We start from the raw sequence: 22,096 nt of genomic DNA on the forward strand, positions 1-22,096 counted from the left end.
ACGCCGATGGCTGACACCCCCACCTCCCCAGATCTTAAGGTTGCCCTCGTCACGGGCGCGGCGCGCGGGATCGGGCTCGCCGTCGCGCGCAAATTCCTCGCCGAAGGTTGGCGGGTGGCGCTGCTCGATATCGAGGCCCTGCTGCTGCAGGAGGCGGTCGCCGCGCTGGCGGACCCCGAGCGGACGCTCGCGCTCGTCTGCGACGTGGCCGACCCGATCGCGGTTTCAGCCGCGATAGAGGCCATCGAAACGCGGTTTGGCCGGCTCGACGCGCTGGTCAACAATGCCGGCATCGCCGTGTTCAAGCCGATTCTGGAGACCACGGGCGCCGAGTGGAGTCGTGTGCTGGACGTCAACCTGTCCGGCCCGTTCCACTGCACCAAGGCCGCTGCGCCGCTGATCGCGCGGCAGGGCGGAGGGGCGGTCGTCAACATCACGTCCATCTCGGGCCTTCGGGCCTCCACCCTGCGGGCAGCCTACGGCACCAGCAAGGCCGCCCTGGCGCATCTCACCAGACAGCTCGCCGTGGAACTCGCGGGCATCGGGATACGCGTCAACGCGGTGGCGCCGGGGCCGGTGGACACGGCGATGGCGAAAGAGGTTCATTCGCCGGCCATCCGCGCCGACTATCACGATGCCATTCCGCTCGCCCGCTACGGGCTGGAGGAAGAACTCGCCGAGGCGGTGCTCTTCCTGTGCAGTGACAAGGCGAGCTACATCACCGGGCAGGAGCTTGCGGTGGATGGCGGCTTCGACGCCGCCGGCATTGGTCTTCCGACCCTGCGCGGCGCTGTCCGCAAAGGTTGAGCCCGACCGCCAGATCGCGCTGCGCCGCGCATTGACGGCGACACGGGAACGAGGCCCATAATCGACGCCACACCAGCAAAGCTCTTGCGGGCGATCTGCACGGCTGGGGCGAACCTCCATGGCGTACATTGTCCTGATAGCGGTCACAGGCGTTCTGCTGCTGCAGTGGAGCGGTCTCATCCCGCTGGATGGCGTTGGGGGCGCGCTGGTGATCGCAGCGGCCGTCATTCTTGGCGTGCTCGTCATGGCGATCTACGAGGCATGGACGAAAAGGCGGGGTGTCCTCGGCTGGATCGTCAACATCGTCGTCTCGTTCGCAGCCGCGTTGCTGGTCGCTCCTCTCGCCGGCGGCGCGATGGTGGCGTTGCTCCTGCCGTTCATGGACGACGGATCGTCGCTGGCTGAGGCGGGCGGCGCGAGGATGTCGATCGCGCTCGCCGGCCAGACGGCCATCACGCTCGCTGGGTCGTGGGGCGCGCTGTGGCTCGTCAATCGTTGGCGATGAGGCCGCTCCAGGGGGCGGGGGCCCAGGCCCGCGCTCTGAGAAGCTACCCCAGATAGCTCTCGATCACCGCGCGATCCCGGCGCAGTTCCGCGGCCGGGCCGCTGAGGGCGACGCGCCCGCGCTGCAGGACATGGGCTTCGTCCGCCGTCTCAAGCGCCAGCAAGGCGAGTTGCTCGACCAGAAGCACCGAGAGGCCATCGTCGGCGAGGCCGCGCAGCGCCTTCAGGATGGTTGTCACCACCTGCGGCGCGAGGCCGAGGGAGGGCTCGTCCAGCAACAGCACCTTCGGCCGCATCATCAGCGCGCGGCTGACGGCGAGCATCTGCTGCTCGCCGCCCGAGAGGTTGCCGCCGAGGATGTGCTGGCGTTCCTTCAGCACGGGAAATCGGGCGAACTCCCGTTCCAGTCCCTCGGCGATGGTTCCGGCGTCGAGGCCGGCACGGTCGGCACCGATCACGAGATTGTCCCGCACCGTCAGGCTTGGCACGATCTGACGGCCCTGCGGCACATGCACCAGCCCGGCCCGCGCCAGCAGATGGGGCTTGATGCCAGCGGTGGGCCGGCCCTCGAAGCGGATGGTTCCCGAGCGCGGGCTGACGATGTTGGAGAGCGTGCGCAGCAGCGTGGTCTTGCCGGCGCCGTTTGCACCGATCACCGTGACCAGGCGGCCGGGTGCAAGGCGCAGCGACACGTCATGCAGAATGCCCACCGGCCCGATGGCGACATCGATGTGATCCACCTCGATCATGCCGCATCCTCCACGGCGCCGAGATAGGCGCGGATGACATTCGGATCCTTCTGCACCTCGGCCGGCGTGCCGCAGGCGATGCGATTGCCGAAATCGAGCACCGTCACGCGGTCGGCGAGGCCCATCACGAACTCCATGTTGTGCTCGACCAGAAGCACGCTGATGCCGGCATCGCGCAGCTTCGCCACGATCCGCGCGACCTCGCGCGCTTCCTGCGGGTTCACGCCGGCAACCGGCTCGTCCAGCAGCAGGATGGCGGGCTTCTGGGCGATGGCGCGGGCCAGCTCGACCAGCTTGCGGTGGCCGTAGGACAGATCCCTGGGCTTCATGTCGGCGAGGTGGCCGATGCCAAGGAAGCCGAGGATGGAGGCCGCCTCCGCCCGCTCGCGCGCCTCGTGGCCGGCGCCGAGGAGAAAGGCGAGTGCGTCCGCGACCAGTCCCTGGCGCCGCCGCATCCCCAGCATCACGTTTTCCAGCACGCTCACGCTTTGGATGAGCTGGAGGTTCTGGAAGGTCCGCACCAGCCCCAGGCGGGCGCGTCGGTGGGCCGGCAGGTCGGTCACATCGACGCCACCGATCCGGATGCGGCCGGAGGTCGGAGCGTAGAGGCCGGCCACCACATTGATGAAGGTGGACTTGCCTGCGCCGTTCGGGCCGATCAGCGCGTGGATGGTTCCGGGCTCGACCGAGACCGTCGCATCGCGCAGCGCCACCACGCCGGCATAGCTCTTGGTGACGCTTTCCACGTCGAGCCGTCCGCCGGCGTCGCCGCGTCCGCTGATGGCGGGCTGGAAGGCGGGCGCGGCTTCGGGCGCGGAGCTGGCCTTCGAGCGCGGACGGCCGAACAGGCCGATGGCGCCCTCGGGGAAGACAAGGAGCACCACGAGCAGGATGCCGCCATAGAGCATCAGGCCGATGTCATGGACGGCCGCGATCGCTTCCGCGATGCCGATCAGGATGGCGGTTCCCAGGAGCGGCCCGGCCGAGCGGCCGAGCCCGCCGATGACCGTTGCAATGAGCAGAGAGATGGTGAGGCGGATGTTGAACGCGTCGGAGGAGACGAAACCGCTCTGGTGGGCGAACAGAACGCCGGCCAGGCCCGCCAGCGCAGCGCTCGCGGCAAACACGCCGATGCGCCAGAGCGGCACGTTGAGCCCCACCGTCGCCGCGAAGGATTCGCTCTCCTTCACCGCGTTGAGGCGGCGGCCGATGGACGAGCCGAACACGTAGTCGCTGGCGATCTGCACCATCAGGAGGATGCCGGCGGCCACCCAGAAGAAATAGGTCGGCCCCATGCGGAAGTTGCCGAAGTCGATCTGCGGCACGCCCATGAGGCCCATGGTGCCGCCGGTGACGCTCACCCAGCGCTGGGCCACGATCTCCACGATGAAGCCGAAGGCGAGCGTCGCCATGGCGAGGTAGAGCCCGCGCGTGCGAAGCGCCACCGCGCCCACCAGCAGGCCGGCGAGCAGACAGGCAGCGAGCGCCACACCCATGGAGAGGGTGAGCGGCCAGCCATAGGTGGTGGTGAGAATGGCGGAGACATAGGCGCCGACCGCGTAGAAGCCGCCATGGCCCAGCGACATCTGCCCGGACAGGCCGAGCAGGATGTTCAGCCCGATCACCGCGATGGCGGTGTAGGCGAAGGTCTGGCCCACATGGACGAAGAACGGATTGGGCGCGACGAGCGGGAAGACCGCGATGACGGCGGCGGCGAGGCCATAGGCCACGAGGCGCGGGATGCGGGGCATGATCGAGCCTCCTCAGCGCACGTCGGCGCGTCGCTCGCCGAACAGCCCGGACGGGCGGAAGGCGAGGAGAGCCATGACGAAGAGCAGCGGGTAGAGATCACCGAAGGCGCTGTCCCAATAGTTGGAGAAGGCCTCGGCGACGCCGAACAGGAGCCCGCCCAGCAGGATGCCGACCGGATTGGTGAAGCCGCCCACTGCCGCGACAGCAAGCGCCTTGATGGTGAAGATGAGACCCATGTGTGGATGCACCGACACCAGCGGCCCGACGAGCACGCCGGAGATGCCGGCCATGAGCGCGGCCAGCACGAACACCAGCACCACCACGCCGCGCACGTCGATGCCGAACAGGGAGGCGGCTTCCGGATTGAAGGCGACGGCATAGACCGCCTTGCCCCAGCGCGAGCCGAACAGGAACCAGTAGAAGGCGCCCACGACGACGAAGGCGGTGATGATGATCGCCGCTTCCTCAAAGAAGATGCCGACACCGAGGATGTTGATGACGTTGTCGCGGGTCTTGGAGAACAGGGGCGGCGCATATTGCGCGGACTTGCCGAAGCCAAGCTCGACGATGTTCTGCAGGATCAGAGCGGCCCCGGCGGTGGTGAGCACCCAGGAATAGGCGCCGGCGCGATCGCCCAGCCGGTCGAGGGGGCGGATGGTGAAGCGCTCGAGCAGATAGCCGAGCACGCCCATGAGGACGAGCACGCCCAGCACGGCGAGCGGAGCGGGCACCCCCGCGGTCAGCATGCCGATGGAGGCGAAGGCGCCCACCATGAGGAAATCACCCTGGCCAAAGTTCAGCCGGTGGGTCGCAAGATGGGTGATGAACAGGCCCTTCGCGGTGAGCGTGTAGATCGCGCCCATGGCGATGCCGCTCACGAGCAGCTGGAAGAAATTGAGCAGCGTCATGACGCCCCTCCCGCTCCGGGCGGATCGGACGGACGCACTGCGGATGGTCTCTTGGACATGCGTTCTCCCGAAAGTCTTTTCGGGCCGGTCTGGCGCCGGCCTCGTTGCCCGAACTCAGCGCCCGGAGTCGGCCGGCGCAAACTGGGTGATGCCTGCGGTGTCACACACGCGCATCCGGGCGCCGAGCGGCGGCGCATCGGCGTCGTCCACCGGCACGTGCGCGAGCCGCCCGGTCAGGCGCACGCCGCAATCGAGGTCCACCACGGCCACGGCATAGGGCCCGTCCGCCTGGAAACGGGTGGGTGGGCGGCGCACCAGCGTCCAGGAGACGAGGGCGCCGTCACCCTCCACCGTGACCGGCTCCATGTCCGGGCTGTGACAGGTGGGGCAGAGTTCGCGCGGGCCTGCATCGAGCTGCCCGCACGCGGCGCAGCGCAGGATCGCGACGGGAAGGGAAGCGGAAGACATGGGACGGGCGTGATCCTGATGGCGGCGGACAGTGGGGCTCAGCGACCCTGGAAATCGGCTTCGCGCTTCTCGCGGAAGGCGGTGGTGCCCTCGACGATGTCCTGGCTTTGCCCGAGGTCGAAGAAGGAGCGGGATTCCAGCCGCAGCGCCTCGCCCATGGGCATGCCGACGGCGCGGCGCATCACCTCCTTGGCGAAGCGGTGCGACAGCGGCGAGCGCTTCGCCAGCATCTGGGCATAGTCGAGGGTGAACGCCACCAGTTCTTCCGCGGGCACGATGCGATTGACGAGGCCGATGCGGAAGGCGTGCTCGGCGTTCACGCGCTCGCCGGAGAGTATGATCTCCATGGCATGGCCGAGGCCGACGATCTGCGGCAAGCGGATGAGGCCGCCGTCGCAGGCATGGAAGCCCCATTTGGCGTCCTGGAGCGCGAATTCCGCATTGGGCGCGCAGAACCTCAGGTCGCAGGCGAGGGCCAGCTCGAAGCCGCCGGAGATGGCGAAGCCGTTCACGGCCGCGAGGATGGGCTTGTCGATCTCCACCGAGCGGGTGATGCCGCCGAAGCCGGGGCCGTTGGTGTAGCGGGTGCGGAATTCCGGCGCCGGGGTGCGGGCGAAGTTCACCGTGTAGCTCTTCAGGTCGGCGCCGGCGCAGAAGGCCTTGTCGCCCGCCCCGGTGACGACCGCCACATGGGCGCCGTCGTCGCGGTCGAAATCGCGGAAAACCTCCACGAGATCATCGTTGGCGGCAAAGTCGAGGGAGTTCATCACCGCCGGGCGGTCGATGGTGATGAGCCAGACCTTGCCGTGGCGGTCGCAGCGGATATCGCTCATGGGATGTGTTCCGATTCGGTCGCGGGTGCGGCGCGCGGTCAGGCGTCGGTGGCGCGCAGGATGTTGACGGTGCAGGCGACGCCCGTGCCGCCGAGATTGTGGGTGAGGGCGATCTTGGCGCCCTTCACCTGGTTGGTGTGGGTGCCGCGCAGCTGGAGCACGCTCTCGTAGATCTGGCCGAGACCGGTGGCGCCCACCGGATGCCCCTTGGCGAGCAGGCCGCCGCTGGCGTTGATCGGCCGGTCGCCATTCACGGCCGTGCGTCCCTCCGCGGCGTAGCCGGCACCGGCGCCGCGCGGCATCAGGCCGAGGTCTTCCGCATCGATGATCTCGGCGATGGAGAAGCAGTCGTGCAGTTCTACGCAGCTCACCTCGTCTGGGGTGATGCCAGCCTGGGCATAGGCGCCCTGGGCGGCGGCGACCGTCGCCTCGAAGGTGCACAGGTCCGGATGGCCGGCGATTCGGGCGCTGCCGCGTGCCTGTGCCGAGGCCAGCACCTGGACCGGCTGCGGGATGACCTCGCGCAGGCGATCGCCGGCGACGAGGAGCACGGCGGCAGCCCCGTCGCTGGCCGGGCAGCAGTCGTAGAGGCGCAGCGGATCGCAGATCAGGCGGGCGTTGCCGATCTCCTCGGTCGAGAGGTCAGCGCCCATCTGGGCGAGGGGGTTCTTCAGGCCGTTGCCCTTGTTCTTGCGCACCACGGCGGAGATATCGTCCCGCGTCGCTCCATAGCGCTGCTCGTAGAGGCGCCAGGCAAGGCCGAACAGGCCGGGGAAGGTGAGGCCGCTCACCCCATCGCTGCGGAAATCCATGGCGCAGTTCAGCGCCGAGGTGACGGCCGCCGTATCGGCATGGGTCATCTTCTCGGCGCCCACGGCGAGGGCCATGTCGCACAGGCCGGTCGCCACCGCGAGATAGGCATGGCGGAAGGCGATGCCGCCGGAGGCGCAGGCGCCCTCCACCTTGGTGCAGGGAATCTGCGGCAGGCCGAGGCCGTCCGCCACCAGTCCCGCCAGCACTTCCTGGCCGAGGAGGGGGCCGGCGACGAAGTTGCCGAGATAGAGTGCGCCGACATCGCTGCGGTCGAGCCCGGATTCGCGGATCGCCGCATCGGCGGCGCGGATGGCGAGGGCCTCGATGGAGGTCTGCGGATGACGTCCGAACGCCGAGGAGCCGATGCCGGCGACGAAGACGGGCCTCATGAGGCGGCTCCCTGCTGGTGCGTCCGCGCGGCAGCGTCGTCTTCCGCCAGCCGGCGGCGCAGCTCGGTCTTGAGGATCTTGCCGTAATTGTTCTTGGGCAGCGCCGCCTCGAAGCGATAGCGCTTGGGCCGCTTGAAGCGGGCGATGTTGTCGAGGCAGAGCTGGTCGAGCGCCGCGACATCGACTTCCGCGCCCGGCCGCACGGCGACGAACGCCACCACCTCCTCGCCCCAGTCCGCGTGCGGCGCGCCGATGACGGAGACCTCTAGAACGCCTTCGTGGCGCAGCAGCACCTCCTCCACCTCACGGGGATAGATGTTGCTGCCGCCGGAGATGATGAGGTCCTTGGAGCGATCGCGCAGCGTGAGAAAGCCGCGCGTGTCGAGGCTGCCCACATCGCCGGTGTAGAGCCAGCCGTCGCGCAGGGCGGCGGCGGTGCCGGCGGGGTTGTTCCAGTAGCCTTCCATCACGCAGTCGCTGCGGGTGATGATCTCGCCGACCTCGCCGAACGGCAGATCCCGCCCGTCCTCGTCGACCACGCGGATCTCCTGCCCGGAGCGGGGAAAGCCGCACGAACCGAGCACCGCGTCGTCGGCCGGCGTGCCGTCCGCGTTCACGTGCAGCGCCTTCGGCAGGGCGGTGATGGTCATGGGGGATTCCCCCTGGCCGAAGATCTGGCACAGCTTCGGGCCGATCACGCGCAGCGCGTGCTTCAGGTCGGCGACGTACATGGGTGCGCCGCCATAATAGATGGTCTTGAGGTTGGTGAGGTCGGCGGTCAGTGTCGCGGGATGGTTCACCATCCGCGTCAGCATGGTCGGCGCGGCGAAGAGCGAGACCTTGCTGTAACGCGCGACGGCCTCCAGCACGTCCTCCACGTCGAAGCCGGGCAGCACCACCTGATGCCCGCCCTTCATCAGGAAGGGCAGGGCATAGAGCCCGGCGCCGTGGGACACCGGCGCGCATGAGATGTGGGTGTCATCGGTATCGACCGCATCGACATCCGCATAATAGGCCAGCGACATGGCCAGGAGATTGCGATGGCTGAGCATCGCGCCCTTCGGCTTCCCGGTGGTGCCGGAGGTGTAGAACAGCCACGCCCGCTCCCCCGGCGCGGCATCCGCGCAGGCAATGGGTTCAGCCGCGACAAGGCGGGCATAGGCCTCGGTGCCAGTGGAGACGACGGCGCGCAACTGAACGAGGGCGTCGGTCTCGGCCGTGAGCGACGGGTACAGGCCAGGGGTGGTGACGAGCGCTTCGGCGTCCGCATCGGCGGCGATGCCGATCACCTCGCGCGGATGCAGCTTGGCATTCACCGGGACGGCGCACAGGCCGGCGATCCAGCAGCCGAGCAGGCACTCGAAGAAGGCGCCGGTGTTCTCCATGAACAGCACAACGCGCGCGCCGGGCGCGAGGCCCATCGCCCGGAGGCCTCCGGCGATGCGGGCCGATCGCTCGGCGAAAGCCGCGTAGGTGAGGGTGCCTTCGGCGTCGGTGATGGCGGGATTGTCCGGCAGGCGTCGCGCAGTCTGCAGGATGAGCTTGGCGATGCTCATCGGTCCTCCCTACCGTTTAGTAGTTATATTTACTAGAGAGTCAGGCTAGCTGTTTTGCGAGTTTTATGCAAGCATGCGAGACAGTATTTGTTTGAAGGTTCTCGGCTGTTCGGGTGTCTTGTCCGGAAAGTCGGCCCTTCGGAGCGCCGAAAGCAGGAATAGTCGGTTCATGGGTAACTCTCCCACCACGGCGGTCCGCGCCCCCGCGCCGGGGCGCGCGGCCTTTGATCGAGACGAGCAGCGCCGTCGCAAGCGCGAGGCGGTGCTTCGGGTGGCGGCCTCCGCCTTCAATCGCCGCGGCTTCGCCAAGACGTCCATGGACGACGTGGCCGCGGTGCTCGGCGTGTCGAAGCCGACGCTCTACCAGTATTTCAAGAGCAAGCAGGAATTGCTCTATGCCTGCCACCAGGTGGCCATGGACAATGGTGAGGCGGGTCTTGCGCTCGCCGCCGCCCATGACGGGAGCGGACTGGAAAAGCTCATCATCTACCTGCGCCGGTACATGGAGGGCATCTTCGGTGATCTCGGCAACTGCCCCGTGCTCACCGACGTGGATTCGCTGGCGCCCGAAGATCGGGAGAACGTGGTGGCCCGCCGCAAGCGCATCAGCGCCGCCACCAAGGAGCTGATCGCCCTCGGCGTCGCCGATGGGTCCATCGGCCCATGCGATCCGAAGCTTGCCAGCCTGTTCGCCCTCGGCGTGGTGAACTGGATTCCCGCCTGGTACCGCGATTCCGGCCCCAACACGCCGGAGCAGATCATGGAAAGCTTCGCATCCCTGCTGATCTCGGGGCTCGCGGCGCCGGCCGCCCCGCCGCGCCCGCGTGCGAAGGCGAAGCCGAAGGCCTGATCCAACTCCGCCCCGCAGCCGAGATGGTCCGGCGGCGGAGCGGCGTGCGGCTGGGGCTGGTCTATTTGGGCGCGGGCACCACGGTGTCGCCCTTCCAGATGCCGAGGAAGATATCGCCCTGGCCGAGGCATTCGTGATCGTTCGGCCCGAAAGGTTTCGCCGGCGTAGCCGAGATGGCCTGGACGCCGTCGATGGTCTCGATGGCATCGCGCAGCTTCGCAGGGTCCGACTTGCCGACCTTGTCCACGGCGGCGAACATGATCTGCCCCGCGTCGTACCCGAGCGCGGCCACCACCGGCCAGCGATAATCCTTGCCGTACTTCTCGGTCATGCGCTTGTTGAAGGTCTGCGCCTTGGGATCGGAGAGGTCGAGAGCCTGGCCCATGGCCGTGCCCTGAATGGCCTCCACGCCTACGATGTCCTTCACCTTCAGCGAGGAAAGGCCCCAGTTGCCGGCGAAGGTCGGCTTGTAGTTGAGCCGCGGCAGCGGGCGATAGGGCAGTTCGAACGACTCGTGGAAGTGCAGGATGAGATCGACGCCGGCGTCGCGCATCTTGATCATTTGCGGTGTCAGGTCGTTGACACCCGGCGCCGCCGCCTCGACGGCTGCGAGTTCCACGCCGCGCGCCTTCAGGCCGGCCGTGGCCTCCTGCGCGGCAAAATTTCCGTAGCCGGTGGTGGAGTGCAGCAGGCCAATCTTCTTGTAGTTCTTGACCGCCCAATCGAGGATCGCGTCGATCTGATACTTCTCGATCATCGAGCAGCGAAAGATGAAGCTCGGCTTCTGGTCGATGAACTTGGTGGTGATGTCCGTGGCGGCCGATGGTCCGGCGATGAGCGGCACGCCGGCGCGCTGGAGCACGGGCGCAAAGGCCATGACGTTGCCACTCGAGACCGTGCCGATGACGCCCGCCACCCCGTCGTTCTGGATCAGCCGCTGGACCACGGAGACGGCCCGCTGGGGATTGGCCTCGTCGTCATAGACCACCAGCTCGATGGGGGTCTTGCCGCCCTTGGCCTTGTAGTCCTCCAGCGCGAGCTTGATGCCCTGCAGATAGCTCTCACCGAAATCGACGATCGCGGGCGGTCCGCTGAGACCCTCCACGACGCCGATCTTCACCGGCGTCTGGGCCAGGGCCGCGCCAGCGGGCCCGAGCAGCAGCGCCAGCGCTGTGGCGGTGCCCCGCAGCAGGGCGCCCTTTACCGATTCCGTCCGAACCATACCCATTCCTCCCCATCACCACCCATCGGTTCAGCAGTCAGAGATCGCTGCAAAACTCGTGAGTAAGTTTTATATGCTTTTTAGTAGGGCTATCGGATCGCGCGGCCCTCCGCAAGGGGGCAGTCACCCGAATGCAGGCCGGCCGGGCGCGCGCCGCGTCCGGCCGAGGCCGACCGGCGTTGCAAGATCCGAGACGCCGCAAGGCGGCTGGAAGCGCCTGGCAGTGCTTGCCGGCGGGCCGATGGTGTTGACGTGAATGTGTGCGTCTTCGGGGCACAAAATGCCCTTGGTCCGCGGGGGTCAGGGCCCTTCCATCGCCACGGCGGCGCGCAGCAGGGCGGTGTCGCTGCCCGCCGGCCCCACCAGCGAGAGGCCGAACGGCGCACCGTCGAGAAGCGCCAGCGGCATCGACACTTGAGGCAGGCCGCCGAGGCCGGCGATGCACAAAAGGTTCATGGCCAGATGACGGGTGGTGACCTCCACCTCGGCGGTGGCCATGCCGCGCAAAGGCGCGGGGCGCGGCACCGTGGGCAGGAGGAAGGCTGTGCCGGGGCGCAGCAATTCGCCGAGCCGAGTACGGATGGCGGTGCGATGGGCCGCGGCGGCCGCGACCGCTGCGGGGGCGATGGCGCAGGCGGCATCGAACCGTTCCTTCACGCCCGGGCCAAAGGCCGGCCGCACCCGCTCGATCCAGGGTCCCACGGAGGTCCAGATCTCGGCCGCCTGCAAGGTACGGAAGGTCGCGGACCACGCGTCCAGACCTTCGGGCGCAAGCGCGATGTCCTCACAAGGCGCGATCGTGTCCTGCGCCAGCCGCAGCGCGGGGCCAAGGGCGGCGGCCGCTTCGGGGGACAAGAGGGCGAATGCCTCGCGCGGCGCGAGCAGGCGGGTGATGGGCGGGGCGGGCGCGGCATCGGCCATCAGCACGCGGCCCACGCGCTCCAGAAGAGCAGCGTCGCGGGCGAACCAGCCCACGCAATCGAAGCTGGGGGCGAACGGGGCGATACCATCGAGCGGGATGCGCCCATGGCTGGGGCGCATTCCGAACAGGCCGCAATAGCTCGCCGGCACCCGCACGGAGCCGCCGCAATCGGTGCCGATGGCGAAGTCCACCACGCCGCCCGCCGTGGCGGAGGCGGAGCCGCTGGAGGAGCCGCCCGGCACGCGGTTGGGCGCCGCCGGATTGAGCGGCGTGCCGTAATGCACGTTCTCGCCGGTGAGCGAGTAGCACAGCTCGTCGGCGATGGTCTTGCCGTCAAGACTTGCCCCCGCCTCCAGAAGGCGCTCGACCGCGACGGCGGAGCGCGGCGCGGGCGGGTGGGTCGCCAGCCAGTCGGGGTGACCGTTGCCGGTGGACGTGCCGGCCACGTCCATCACGTCCTTCAGCGCGAAGGTGAGGCCGGCGAGGGGGCCGGAGGGCGCGCCGGGTCGGGTGAGGCGCGGGCCGGGGATGAAGGCGCCGAGGGCATCGGCCCCGCTCATTGCCCGCATCCGCAGCCGGGAAAGTGCAGCTTCGCCCGCTCCCGCGTCAGGGTGCGCCGGCCACCCTTGAAGGCCGCGAGCACCGGGGACAGCTCGGCCACCGCAGCGCGCGGGGAGGGGCTGTCGATGATGACGAAATCCGCCGCCTTGCCGGCTTCGAGCCCGTAGTCGGGAAGGTTCATCAGGCGGGCCGGGCGGCGCGTCACCATGTTGAAGCACTCGGTCATGTCGTGGGCCGAGCCGACGTGGCAGATGTTGGCGTTGAGGTTCGCCATCCGCAATTGCGAGCAATCGCCGAACGGGGTGAACGGGTTCAGCACATTGTTGGTGGAGAGCGAGCAGTTCACCCCGTGCTTCAGCAACTCGTGGGCCGGGGTGACGCCGCGCGTCTTGGCGAAGGTGCGGTCCCGGCCCATGAGGAACAGATCGGTGGAGGGCAGCACGGTGAGCGCGACGCCGGCATCGCGCATGCGGCCCGCGATCTCGGCGAGCCGCTCCGGCTCCACATAGGCGAGCTTGGTCACATGGCCGATGGCTACCCGCCCGCCCCAGCCGAACCGCTCCGTGAGCGTGCAGACATAATCGAGATCAAGCGCGGTCGGATCGGCGCCGAAATCGAGGTGCATGTCGATGTCCACGTCGAAATCGCGGGCCATCGCGAACACCCGGTCGATCTGGCCATGGGGGTCGGTGTCCGTGTAGGGCGCCGCGCCCACCGCCTTCGCGCCGCGCCGAAGCGCCTCCACCATCAGGTCCTCGGTGCCGGGATTGTTGGTGAGGCCCTCCTGCGGGAACACGCAGACCTCGATGTCGATGGCCCAGCGGAAATCCGCCACCAGTTGCATCACCCCCTCGAACCCGCGCAGGCCGATGCCGGGGTCCACCTCCAGATGGGTGCGCATGTGGGTGGTGCCCTGGGCGACGGCCTTCTCGATGGTGCGCCGGCCCCGGTCGTAGACATCCTGCGGGGTGAAATCCTTCTTGGCGCGGGCCACCTCGGCGATGGCCTCCTCAAGGTCCCCACGGCGGGAGGCGCAGCGATCGAGGATGCAGGATTTGTCCAGGTGGATGTGGGTTTCCACGAAGCCGGGCGCGACGAGGCATCCCCCGGCGTCCACCACCTCCGCGTCGGCCAGGATGTCGGGCGCGATGGCCTCGATGCGGCCGGCGGTGACGGCGATATCGACGGTCTGGTCCGGCGCATCCGGGAGGCGGGCGTTCTTGACGATCAGATCCATGGGGCTCTCGACGGCTGGCAGGGTTATTTCGCGGTGGCGCGGGCCTTCTCGCCCTTGAGCTTGGCGCGCCAGCTTCCGGCTTCGACCATTCCGGCGATGACGTTGGCCATCACCTTCGCCACCGCCTCCGAGCCGCGCGGGTTCATGCTGCGCTGGGAGACGACGACGGACAGGCGCCAGGATGGCGTGGGATCGACGATGGCGACGGCGACCATCTCGCCGCGCGCCATCTCGTCCATGAAGGCGAAGTGAGGCATCACGCCCAGCGCGCGGCCCGAGCGCACGAGGCGCGCGATGGTGGGCAGGCTGTCGCAGGCCATGGCGACGGGCTCCACGTCGTTGCGGGCGGCGAACTGCTCGATCACCGTGCGCATCACATTGGGCGCGCCGGGCAGAACGATGGGCCACGCGAACATGTCGCGGAACGCGACTGAGCCTTTCGCAGCCAGGGGATGATCCGGCGCCGCGAACAGCATGAGGTCCTCGACCATCATCTCGGTCCAGGCCACGTGCTCGAACGCCTTGTGGTCATAGAGGAGGGCCACGTCCAGCCGGCCGGCCTGGAGGAGATCGTCGAGATAGCCGGTCATGGCCTCCACCACATGGAGGGCGATGTTGGGCTGCTGCTCGGCCATGGCCGTGATCAGCGGCAGGCCGAGACCGCGGCAGGCCGAGGTGGGCAGCCCCACCGACACGCGGCCCGAGGGATTGAGCGACTTGGAGCGGACCTGGTCCTTCACCCGGTCCACCTCCTCCAGGATGCGGCGGGCGTGGTCGTAGAACTGCTGTCCGAGCTCGGAGGGCGTGACGCCGCGGGCATGGCGCATGAGCAGCTCCACGCCCAGCTCTTCCTCCAGATTCTTCATCTGCTGGCTCAGCGAAGGCTGAGCAATGCGCAATACCTCCGCCGCGCGGGAGAAGTTCCCGCTTTCTGCAATCTGGACGAAGTATTTGAGCTGACGAAAGTCCATGGCTCACCTTTGCATGCGATGAAATGGCATTGCTTAAAAGCGATTGTCAAATTGCATGATAAATAGTCATATGCCTAAACTATGAGCGTAGAAATCATATAAATCAATCATAATCAATGGGTTGATCGCATCATCCGGAGCTCACTTCGGCCTATTATCTCATCCCATAGGAGCAGCCTATAGCTACGATCGGAAAATAATCTTTGTCCTGAGGCTGGGCCTATATCAGCTTTGGCTCGCAGATGATTTTCGGGCGGTGATGCCCGGCGCGTCCTGTACACGGCAGGAGAAACAGACATGCCTCCCCAGAGCATTTTGCGCGGCCAGCTTCTGGCCGCCACGGTGGCGTTTGGCCTTTGCACCGGCCTTTCGGCCACCCCGGCGCTGGCCGATCAGGAACCCTGTATCGGCAATTCCGCCGCCGTCACCGGCCCGGCCGCCTTCTCCGGCCTCGCCATCAAGCTGGGCGCGGAGATCGCCATCGAGGAGATCAACGCCGCCGGCGGCGTGCTCGGCAAGAAGCTGCGCCTGATCCAGTATGACGATGCCGGCGCGCCGCCGCGCGGCGTCGACAATACCCGCCGCATCGCGCTGGCGGACAAGTGCATCGCCGTGCTTGGCGGCTTCCATTCCACCGTCGCCTTGGCGCAGGTGGACCCGGTGCACGAGATCGGCATTCCCTACATGGGCGTGTGGGCCGCCAACACCAAGGCGATCGAGAACGGGCGCGATCCCAACTTCATGTTCCGCGTTTCCGCCAAGGACAAGTGGGTCGCCCGCTTCCTGGTGGACGAGGCGCTGAAGGTGTCCAAGACCGGCAAGGTGGCGTTCTTCTACGAGAACACCGGCTGGGGCAACGGCGCCCTGCCGGACGTGAAGGCCGCGCTCGCCGCCAAGGGCAAGGAACTCGCCGCAGCCGAGACCTTCAACTGGAACGACCAGGACATGTCGCCCCAGGTGATCCGCGCCCGCGACGCCGGGGCGGACGTGGTCATGGTGTGGTCCCTCGACCGCGAGGCGAACCAGATCCTGCGGTCCATGGACAAGGCGGGCTGGAAGCCGCCCATCATCGGCGCCTGGGGCATCTCCGGCAATCTCGGCGAATTGGCCGGGCCGCTCGCCAACGGCGTGCGGGTGATGCAGACCTATTCCTTCCTGACCCCGCAGAGCGACACGGGCAAGAAGCTGCTCGCCGCCATCGAGGCCAAGACGGGCGTCAAGGACCCGAAGGACATCAAGGCGCCCTCCGGCATCGCGAATTCCTATGATGCGGTCTACGTGCTGGCCGATGCCATCAAGATTGCCGGCTCGTATGACTGGAAGAAGGTGCAGCAGGCCCTCTACCAGGTGAGCCGCGACGGCCTCGTCGCCCCCTACAAGCCGGCCTTCGACAAGGCCAATCCCGAGCGCCAGGACGCCATCCTGCCGCAATACTACCTGCTGACCGTCTGGCACGACGGCAAGCTCATCCCCCTCAAGGGCTCGCCCTACGACAAGTGAGCCCGCGCGGGAGGCGGTTTCCCTCGCCGCCTCCCGCTTCCTTCTCCCCTTGCCGCAATTTCTCGCCGCGACCGGCCACGGCCGGGCTCGCCTCACACCGACAGGTCGCCTGCAATGACCACAGTGGTGCAATACATCCTGTCCGGCCTTGCCATGGGCGGCATCTATGCCCTGGTGGCGCTCGGCTTCCACATCATGTGGTCATCCGCCAAGGCCGTTAACTTCGCCCATGGCGACACGCTGATGATCGGCGGCTTGCTGGCCGTCTACCTGCTGGCGGCCGGCCTGCCGCTGGGCCTCGCCTGCCTCCTGGCGGTGGCTGTCGGCGCGCTGTTCGGGCTGGTGCTGGAGCGCATCGCGGTGCGCCCCTTCCTGTCGCAGCAGGGCTCGGTGGGCTGGATGCTCACCACCATCGCGGTGGGCATCATGGTGGAGAGCTTCGCCACCATCCAGACCCAGGGCTATGCCCGGCCGCTGCCCTCGCCGGGCGTCAACTCCTCCGTGCACATCCTCGGCGCCGGCATCTATCCGCAGGAACTGGTGATCCCGCTGGTGGCTGTCGTGGCCATGCTGGGCCTGCGGGCGCTCCAGCGCCACACCCTCCTCGGCCGCGCCATGCGGGCGGTGGCCCACAACAAGAACGCAGCCGCCCTCATGGGCATCAATGTAAATGCGGTCGTCGCCTTCTCCTTCGCCCTCGCCGGGCTTCTGGGCGCGGCGGCTGGCGTGCTGGTAGCCCCGGTGGTGCAGGCCTCCGCCGCCATGGGTGTGCTGCCGGGCCTGAAGGGCTTCGCCGTTGCCATCATCGGCGGCATCACCTCGGCACCGGGGGTGGTCATCACCGGCCTCGTCTACGGAGTGATGGAGAAGTTCGTCGAGGGCTACATCTCCACCGCCGCGCGCGAGATCATCGGCTTCTCCCTCATGATCCTCACTCTGCTGGTCTTCCCCCAGGGCCTGTTCGGCAAGCGGGAGGTGATGAAGGTATGAGACACCTCGTCCGCCATCTCACCCTCCTGGGCTTCGGGGCGTTCCTCGCCCTCCTCGTGGCCGTGCCACTCACCGCCGGCAACGAGTATGAGCTGCGCCTGTTCATGCTGTTCCTGATCTACGGCATCATCGCCGTGGGCCTGAACGTGCTGGTGGGGCTCACCGGCCTGGTCTCCCTCGGGCAGGCGGGCCTGTTTGCCCTCGGCTCCTATACCGGCGCCATCGTGGCGACGCGACTGGGCTTCGACATGATCTCGGCGAGCATCGTCGCCGCGCTGGTGGCGGCCGTGTTCGGCGTGCTCCTCGCCTATCCGACGGTGCGGGTGCGCGGCGTCTATCTCGCGGTGGTCACCATCGCCTTCGGCCTCATCGTGGAGAATGTCGCCATCGAGTGGCAGTCGCTCACGGGGGGCACCACCGGCATCACGTCCATTCCCTCCCCGAATGCGTTCGGGGTGCGGCTCTCGGGCTATGCCTTCTACGGCGTGCTCGCGGCGGTGCTGTTCCTCGCCACGGCGGCCGCGCACAATCTCAAGGTCTCGCGCTACGGCCGGGCCATGCTGGCGGTGTCGCAGAGCGAGATCGCCGCGCGGGCGCTGGGCGTCGACGCTACCTCCATGCGCACGCTCGCCTTCGTGGCGGCGGCGGTGACGGCGGGCCTCGCGGGCACCTTCTACGCCTTCCTCAATTCCTACATCTCGCCCGACATCTTCACCTTCTCGGACAGCGTGCGCTTCCTGCTCATGGTGATCCTGGGCGGGGCGGCCTCCACCTTCGGGCCGGTGCTGGGCGCCTATATCCTCACCTATCTGCCGGAGTATCTGCAGGAATTCGCGGTGTGGCAGAAGTTCGCCTATGGCGCGCTGCTGCTCATCGTCATGTTCGTGATGCCGCGGGGCATCATGGGTTCGCTCGCCGCCGGCCTGAAGCGGCTGGTCCCGGTGCCCCGCGCGGTGCCCGCCTCCGAAGGCCTACCGGCCGAGGACACGCTGCGCCTCGATCCCCGCGCGCAGAAAGCCGAGCTGGTGGCGCGCGACCTCACCGTGCGCTTCGGCGGGCTCACGGCGCTGGCGAAAGCCTCGCTGCGGGTGAAGCCGGGCGAGGTGCATGCCCTCATCGGGCCGAACGGCGCCGGCAAGTCCACCTTCGTCAACACCATCTCCGGCTTCTACCAGCCGAGCGAGGGCGCCTTCGAGCTGGACGGCATCCAGCTCGCCGGCAAGGCTTCCCACGAGATCGCCCGCGCCGGCCTCTCCCGCACCTTCCAGAACACCGAGCTGTTCGGTGAGATGACCGTGCTGGAAAACGTGATGGTGGGCTATCAGCAGCGCCTCGGCTACGGGCTTCTCGCCGCCGTGCTGCGCACCGGTGCGATGCGGCGGCAGGACGAGGAATGCCGTCGCGCCGCCATCGGTCTGCTCGCGTTCGTGGGGCTTGAGGACTACGCCAACGAGGAGGCCCGCTTCCTGCCGTTCGGCCTCCAGCGCCGCCTCGAGATCGCCCGCGCGCTGGCCCCCCGGCCTCGCGTGCTGCTGCTGGACGAGCCTGCCGCCGGGCTCACCACCCAGGAGATCGACGAGCTGGAAGCCATGATCCGACGGATCGCGGCGCTGGGAGTCTCGGTGCTGCTCATCGAGCACCACGTGGAACTCATCATGGCAGTGGCCGACACGGTGACCGTGCTGGATTACGGCCAGGTGATCGCCAGCGACACGCCCGCCGTGGTGCAGGAGAACCCGCGCGTCATCGAGGCCTATTTCGGCACCTCCCTCGACCACGCCACCCCCGCCGAGGTGACGGCATGACCCCTCCCAAGACCGGCACCCCTCCCAAGACCGACGCCGCGGACGTGCTGCTCGACATCCAGTCCATGGAACTGCGCTACGGCGCGGCGGTGGCGGTGCGCGACATTTCCCTCAAGGTGAAGCGCGGCCAATTGGTGGCGGTCATCGGCAACAACGGGGCCGGCAAGTCGTCCATGGTGAAGGGCGCGACCGGCCTCGTCGCGCCCTCCGGCGGCAAGGTACTGTTTCGCGGCGCCGACACCACCCGCATGAGCGCGAACACCAAGGTGGGGCAGGGCCTCGTCATGGTGCCGGAAGGCCGGCTGATCTTCCCCGACCAGAGCGTGGAGGACAATCTGATCCTCGGCGCCTATGTCCATGGCGGACTGAAGGGCGCGCGGGCGAAGCAGACCCGCGACAAGGTGCTGGAGCTGTTCCCGCGGCTGAAGGAGCGCCTCGGCCAGCAGGCCGGCTCCATGTCCGGCGGCGAGCAGCAGATGCTGGCCATCGCGCGCGGGCTGATGGCCGAGCCCGAGCTGCTCATCATCGACGAACTTTCGCTCGGCCTCGCGCCCCGCATCGTCGACCAGCTCATGGGCGTGCTCTCTTCGCTCAACAAGGCTGGCCTCACCATCCTGCTGGTGGAGCAGTTGGCCTCCTACGCGCTGGCCATCGCCGACCATGCCTATGTCATTGCCAACGGCCGCGTCGCGCGGGAAGGGCCGAGCCAGGTGCTCGCTCGCGATCCCGAGGTGATGGAAGCCTTCCTCGGCCGCAAGAAACCGGCGGCCTGAGCTTCATCTTTTTGCAAGTCGATCCAGTCCAAGGAGCCCCCATGTCCAGAATCGTCGACCTCAGCCTGCTCATCGAAGACAACATGCCCGCCCACAAGCTGTTTCAGCGGCCGGTGATCACAACTCACATGAGCCACGAAAGCTCGAAGGCGCTGGGCCTCGGCGTGCCCGGCGATGCCATGACCTTTCAGACGAATTTCATCGCCATGCTCGACCATGTGGGCACCCACGTGGATGCCTTCCGCCATGTGAAGCCCGACGGCGCTGCCATCGACGAGATGCCGCTAGAGATGTTCATGGGCAAGGCCGTGTGCTTCGACCTGCGCCACATCCCCGACCTCGGGGAGATCAACGTCGAGGATATGGAGAAGGCCGAGGCAGCCGCCGGCGTGAAGGTGGACGGGCACATCGTGCTGCTGTGCACGGGCTTCCACAACCGCAACTATCCGAGCCTGGATTCCGTATGGAAGAATCCGCTCCTCACGGCGGAAGCCACCAAGTGGCTGTATGACCGCGGCTCGAAAATGCAGGGCGTGGAAGGTCCTTCCACAGACAAGCCCTCCGACAACATCTTCGCCCAGCACCGCCTGTGCCGCGACCTTGGCATGAGCCACTGGGAATGGCTGGTGAATCTGGAGGAGTTGGTGGGCAAGGGCGAGTTCCAGTTCTTCGGCGTGCCGCTGAAGTTCAAGGGCGGCTCCGGCTCGCCGGTGCGCGCCTTCGCCATCCTCGACTGAACTCGCGAATACGTCTCTTCTGCCCTGACCGAGACGTATGGGGCTGCTGGATGGTCACTGCCGGCCGTCCAGCAGCGCTCTCGTTGCAATCCACTCAAAATCCAGCATGCGCCGGAGCCGCCTCATGTCCGACGAGTTCGACACCCTGAGCGCTCTTGCCCTGCGCACGCTGGTGGCCCGGCGGGAGGTCTCGCCGGTGGAGCTGACGCGCCGCGCGCTCGATCGCGCCATCGCCACCCAGCCCACCCTCAATGCCTTCTTCCTCATCCATGAGGAGGAGGCCATGGCCGCCGCCCATGTCGCCGAGGATGCGGTGATGAAAGGCGCGCCGCTCGGCCTCATCCACGGCCTGCCGTTTTCCGCCAAGGACCTGATGGCGGTGAAGGGCGTGCCTTATGCCTCCGGCTCCCGCGCCATGGCCGGCAATATCGCCGAGGTGGACGCCCCCGCGGTGGAGCGGGCGAAGGCGCAGGGCGGCATCCTCATCGGCAAGACCACCACCAGCGAATTCGGCTGCAAGCCCATCGGCGACAGCCCGCTCACCGGCATCACCCGCAACCCGTGGAACCTCGCCATGACGCCGGGCGGCTCCAGCGCGGGCGCGGCGGCCTCCGTGGCGGCGGGCATCACCCCGTTCGCGCTGGGCACCGACGGCGGCGGTTCCATCCGCATTCCCTGCGCCTTCAGCGGGCTTTCCGGCCTGAAGGGCCAGTTCGGCCGCGTGCCCGTATGGCCCACCTCGGCGACGCCGACGCTGGCCCATGTGGGCCCCATCGCCCGCTCCATGGCTGATGCGGCGCTGCTCTTCTCCGCCGTGGCGGGGTACGACCGGCGCGATCCGTTCGCCGTCGCCGGCCCGGTGCCGGACGTGATGGGCGCGGCGCACGCCTCCGTGGCCGGCATGCGCGTCGCCTACAGCCCCACCTTCGGCTACGCCCGCCCCGCGCCCGAGGTGCTCGCCGCCACGGATCAGGCCGCCCGCACCTTCGAGGCGCTGGGCTGCCATGTGGAGCAGGTGGATGCGGTGTTCGACACCGACCCCGCCGATCTGTGGACGGCCGAATTCTACGCCGGCGTCGGCACCCGCCTGCGCGATGTGCTGGAGAACCGGCGCGAGCTTCTGGATCCAGCCGTTGCGGACATCCTGATGCCGGCCCTCGGCCAGGAGATGAAGAGCTATTACGCCAGCGTCTTCGCCCGCTACGCTTTGCGCGAGAAGATGCGCCTGTTCTTCGAGCGCTATGACCTGCTGATTTCCCCGGTGCTGCCGGTAAGCGCGCTGGAGGCCGGGCGGAACCTGCCGGAGGGGCTTGAGGATCGCAACCTCGTGTCCTGGGTGTTCTACACCTATCCGTTCAACCTCACCGGCCAGCCCGCCGGAGCGGTGTGCGCCGGCCTGTCGCCTGAGGGCATGCCCATCGGCCTCCAGATCGTCGGCCGCTCCTGTTGCGAGGACGATGTGGTGCGGGCGGCAGCCGCCTTCGAGCGCGCCCAGCCCGCCGGCTACAACCGCCCGCCGACCACGGCCTGAGGCGCGCCGCGCCGACCTCGAACGTCGCAATTGCATGTCCGCGCGCGGCCGAGGCGCCGTGGCGCGCCTCCGCTCGCCTGACCGCGCATTGTCTCAATTTTGGAACGGCGCGGGCAGTCAATGCGCGCTTTTCCCGCCTCCCGCCGGCTGATACCCAAACCTCCAGAACTGCAGAAGCAGCCACGCAGCCGGAGCGTTCGGTCCCCGCGAACGGTCCG

The 22,096-nt window shown here is 68.0% G+C and carries 20 protein-coding genes; 9 read left to right on the forward strand and 11 right to left on the reverse strand.

Features of this window, described 5'->3' with window-relative positions; all coding sequences use genetic code 11:
• Window positions 1-6: 6 nt before the first annotated feature.
• Complete coding sequence (locus J2126_RS19185) at window positions 7-807, forward strand: SDR family NAD(P)-dependent oxidoreductase (protein WP_209488457.1); 801 nt, start codon at window positions 7-9, stop codon at window positions 805-807.
• A 118-nt stretch (window positions 808-925) separates the two neighbouring features.
• Window positions 926-1,312, forward strand: coding sequence for a hypothetical protein (locus J2126_RS19190; protein ID WP_209488459.1), 387 nt, complete (start codon window positions 926-928; stop codon window positions 1,310-1,312).
• Between the two features lie 43 nt (window positions 1,313-1,355).
• On the opposite strand, the gene J2126_RS19195 is transcribed toward J2126_RS19190, so the two are convergent.
• The 7 genes from J2126_RS19195 to J2126_RS19225 all read right to left on the reverse strand — a co-directional run bounded on the left by J2126_RS19195 (window position 1,356) and on the right by J2126_RS19225 (window position 8,779).
• Complete coding sequence (locus J2126_RS19195) at window positions 1,356-2,060, reverse strand: ABC transporter ATP-binding protein (RefSeq protein WP_209488460.1); 705 nt, start codon at window positions 2,058-2,060, stop codon at window positions 1,356-1,358.
• Window positions 2,057-3,811, reverse strand: a complete 1,755-nt coding sequence (locus tag J2126_RS19200; RefSeq protein ID WP_209488461.1) for a branched-chain amino acid ABC transporter ATP-binding protein/permease — start codon at window positions 3,809-3,811, stop codon at window positions 2,057-2,059. The genes J2126_RS19195 and J2126_RS19200 overlap by 4 nt, the downstream gene beginning before the upstream one ends.
• Before the next feature lie 12 nt (window positions 3,812-3,823).
• Window positions 3,824-4,720, reverse strand: coding sequence for a branched-chain amino acid ABC transporter permease (locus J2126_RS19205; protein ID WP_168459042.1), 897 nt, complete (start codon window positions 4,718-4,720; stop codon window positions 3,824-3,826).
• Between the two features lie 114 nt (window positions 4,721-4,834).
• Window positions 4,835-5,188, reverse strand: coding sequence for a Zn-ribbon domain-containing OB-fold protein (locus tag J2126_RS19210; protein ID WP_209490354.1), 354 nt, complete (start codon window positions 5,186-5,188; stop codon window positions 4,835-4,837).
• 38 nt (window positions 5,189-5,226) lie between these two features.
• The gene (locus tag J2126_RS19215; protein ID WP_209488462.1) at window positions 5,227-6,021 is read right to left on the reverse strand and encodes an enoyl-CoA hydratase/isomerase family protein; all 795 of its coding nucleotides are present in this window, start codon (window positions 6,019-6,021) and stop codon (window positions 5,227-5,229) included.
• A 38-nt stretch (window positions 6,022-6,059) separates the two neighbouring features.
• Complete coding sequence (locus J2126_RS19220; protein WP_209488463.1) at window positions 6,060-7,223, reverse strand: thiolase C-terminal domain-containing protein; 1,164 nt, start codon at window positions 7,221-7,223, stop codon at window positions 6,060-6,062.
• Window positions 7,220-8,779 carry an AMP-binding protein gene (locus J2126_RS19225; RefSeq protein WP_209488464.1) on the reverse strand — a complete coding sequence of 520 codons (1,560 nt, stop codon included), beginning with the start codon at window positions 8,777-8,779 and terminating at the stop codon, window positions 7,220-7,222. Before J2126_RS19225 ends, J2126_RS19220 begins: the two co-directional genes overlap by 4 nt.
• 169 nt (window positions 8,780-8,948) lie before the next feature.
• Between J2126_RS19225 and J2126_RS19230 the strand changes: the two genes are divergently transcribed.
• Window positions 8,949-9,629, forward strand: coding sequence for a TetR/AcrR family transcriptional regulator (locus tag J2126_RS19230; RefSeq protein WP_209488465.1), 681 nt, complete (start codon window positions 8,949-8,951; stop codon window positions 9,627-9,629).
• A 61-nt stretch (window positions 9,630-9,690) separates the two neighbouring features.
• Here the strand turns inward: J2126_RS19230 and J2126_RS19235 are convergent, their stop codons facing one another.
• From J2126_RS19235 to J2126_RS19250, 4 genes are all read right to left on the reverse strand, one after another.
• On the reverse strand, window positions 9,691-10,851 hold the full coding sequence (locus J2126_RS19235) for an ABC transporter substrate-binding protein (protein ID WP_209488466.1): 1,161 nt from the start codon (window positions 10,849-10,851) through the stop codon (window positions 9,691-9,693).
• 300 nt (window positions 10,852-11,151) lie between these two features.
• Window positions 11,152-12,333 (reverse strand): amidase, encoded by a 1,182-nt coding sequence (locus J2126_RS19240; protein WP_209488467.1) that lies wholly within the window; start codon window positions 12,331-12,333, stop codon window positions 11,152-11,154.
• Window positions 12,330-13,571: an amidohydrolase family protein gene (locus J2126_RS19245; protein ID WP_209488468.1), complete on the reverse strand. Its 1,242-nt coding sequence runs from the start codon at window positions 13,569-13,571 to the stop codon at window positions 12,330-12,332. The genes J2126_RS19240 and J2126_RS19245 overlap by 4 nt, the downstream gene beginning before the upstream one ends.
• Window positions 13,572-13,594: 23 nt before the next feature.
• The gene (locus J2126_RS19250; RefSeq protein WP_209488469.1) at window positions 13,595-14,542 is read right to left on the reverse strand and encodes a LysR family transcriptional regulator; all 948 of its coding nucleotides are present in this window, start codon (window positions 14,540-14,542) and stop codon (window positions 13,595-13,597) included.
• 297 nt (window positions 14,543-14,839) lie between these two features.
• On the opposite strand from J2126_RS19250, the gene J2126_RS19255 reads away from it, so the two are divergent.
• The 6 genes from J2126_RS19255 (at window position 14,840) to J2126_RS19280 (ending at window position 21,878) form a co-directional block, all read left to right on the forward strand.
• Window positions 14,840-16,042, forward strand: a complete 1,203-nt coding sequence (locus tag J2126_RS19255; protein ID WP_209488470.1) for an ABC transporter substrate-binding protein — start codon at window positions 14,840-14,842, stop codon at window positions 16,040-16,042.
• 114 nt (window positions 16,043-16,156) lie between these two features.
• Window positions 16,157-17,032: a branched-chain amino acid ABC transporter permease gene (locus J2126_RS19260; RefSeq protein WP_209488471.1), complete on the forward strand. Its 876-nt coding sequence runs from the start codon at window positions 16,157-16,159 to the stop codon at window positions 17,030-17,032.
• A complete protein-coding gene (locus J2126_RS19265) occupies window positions 17,029-18,837 on the forward strand; it encodes a branched-chain amino acid ABC transporter ATP-binding protein/permease (protein ID WP_209488472.1) in 1,809 nt (602 codons plus the stop codon). The genes J2126_RS19260 and J2126_RS19265 overlap by 4 nt, the downstream gene beginning before the upstream one ends.
• A 65-nt stretch (window positions 18,838-18,902) precedes the next feature.
• A complete protein-coding gene (locus J2126_RS19270) occupies window positions 18,903-19,610 on the forward strand; it encodes an ABC transporter ATP-binding protein (protein ID WP_432445353.1) in 708 nt (235 codons plus the stop codon).
• A gap of 41 nt (window positions 19,611-19,651) precedes the next feature.
• The gene (locus J2126_RS19275) at window positions 19,652-20,347 is read left to right on the forward strand and encodes a cyclase family protein (protein ID WP_209488474.1); all 696 of its coding nucleotides are present in this window, start codon (window positions 19,652-19,654) and stop codon (window positions 20,345-20,347) included.
• Between the two features lie 124 nt (window positions 20,348-20,471).
• Window positions 20,472-21,878 carry an amidase family protein gene (locus tag J2126_RS19280; protein ID WP_209488475.1) on the forward strand — a complete coding sequence of 469 codons (1,407 nt, stop codon included), beginning with the start codon at window positions 20,472-20,474 and terminating at the stop codon, window positions 21,876-21,878.
• Window positions 21,879-22,096 lie beyond the last annotated feature (218 nt).

Origin of the sequence: Xanthobacter flavus (assembly GCF_017875275.1) — a bacterium.
GTDB classification, from domain to species: Bacteria; Pseudomonadota; Alphaproteobacteria; order Rhizobiales; family Xanthobacteraceae; genus Xanthobacter; species Xanthobacter flavus_A.

Coding starts and splice junctions, on each gene's coding strand:
- J2126_RS19185 (WP_209488457.1), top strand. CDS start 7: ATGGCTGACACCCCCACCTCCCCAGATCTTAAGGTTGCCCTCGTCACG.
- J2126_RS19210 (WP_209490354.1), bottom strand. CDS start 5,188: ATGTCTTCCGCTTCCCTTCCCGTCGCGATCCTGCGCTGCGCCGCGTGC.
- J2126_RS19225 (WP_209488464.1), bottom strand. CDS start 8,779: ATGAGCATCGCCAAGCTCATCCTGCAGACTGCGCGACGCCTGCCGGAC.
- J2126_RS19250 (WP_209488469.1), bottom strand. CDS start 14,542: ATGGACTTTCGTCAGCTCAAATACTTCGTCCAGATTGCAGAAAGCGGG.
- J2126_RS19195 (WP_209488460.1), bottom strand. CDS start 2,060: ATGATCGAGGTGGATCACATCGATGTCGCCATCGGGCCGGTGGGCATT.
- J2126_RS19230 (WP_209488465.1), top strand. CDS start 8,949: ATGGGTAACTCTCCCACCACGGCGGTCCGCGCCCCCGCGCCGGGGCGC.
- J2126_RS19200 (WP_209488461.1), bottom strand. CDS start 3,811: ATGCCCCGCATCCCGCGCCTCGTGGCCTATGGCCTCGCCGCCGCCGTC.
- J2126_RS19205 (WP_168459042.1), bottom strand. CDS start 4,720: ATGACGCTGCTCAATTTCTTCCAGCTGCTCGTGAGCGGCATCGCCATG.
- J2126_RS19235 (WP_209488466.1), bottom strand. CDS start 10,851: ATGGTTCGGACGGAATCGGTAAAGGGCGCCCTGCTGCGGGGCACCGCC.
- J2126_RS19265 (WP_209488472.1), top strand. CDS start 17,029: ATGAGACACCTCGTCCGCCATCTCACCCTCCTGGGCTTCGGGGCGTTC.
- J2126_RS19280 (WP_209488475.1), top strand. CDS start 20,472: ATGTCCGACGAGTTCGACACCCTGAGCGCTCTTGCCCTGCGCACGCTG.
- J2126_RS19270 (WP_432445353.1), top strand. CDS start 18,903: ATGGAACTGCGCTACGGCGCGGCGGTGGCGGTGCGCGACATTTCCCTC.
- J2126_RS19220 (WP_209488463.1), bottom strand. CDS start 7,223: ATGAGGCCCGTCTTCGTCGCCGGCATCGGCTCCTCGGCGTTCGGACGT.
- J2126_RS19190 (WP_209488459.1), top strand. CDS start 926: ATGGCGTACATTGTCCTGATAGCGGTCACAGGCGTTCTGCTGCTGCAG.
- J2126_RS19245 (WP_209488468.1), bottom strand. CDS start 13,571: ATGGATCTGATCGTCAAGAACGCCCGCCTCCCGGATGCGCCGGACCAG.
- J2126_RS19240 (WP_209488467.1), bottom strand. CDS start 12,333: ATGAGCGGGGCCGATGCCCTCGGCGCCTTCATCCCCGGCCCGCGCCTC.
- J2126_RS19275 (WP_209488474.1), top strand. CDS start 19,652: ATGTCCAGAATCGTCGACCTCAGCCTGCTCATCGAAGACAACATGCCC.
- J2126_RS19215 (WP_209488462.1), bottom strand. CDS start 6,021: ATGAGCGATATCCGCTGCGACCGCCACGGCAAGGTCTGGCTCATCACC.
- J2126_RS19255 (WP_209488470.1), top strand. CDS start 14,840: ATGCCTCCCCAGAGCATTTTGCGCGGCCAGCTTCTGGCCGCCACGGTG.
- J2126_RS19260 (WP_209488471.1), top strand. CDS start 16,157: ATGACCACAGTGGTGCAATACATCCTGTCCGGCCTTGCCATGGGCGGC.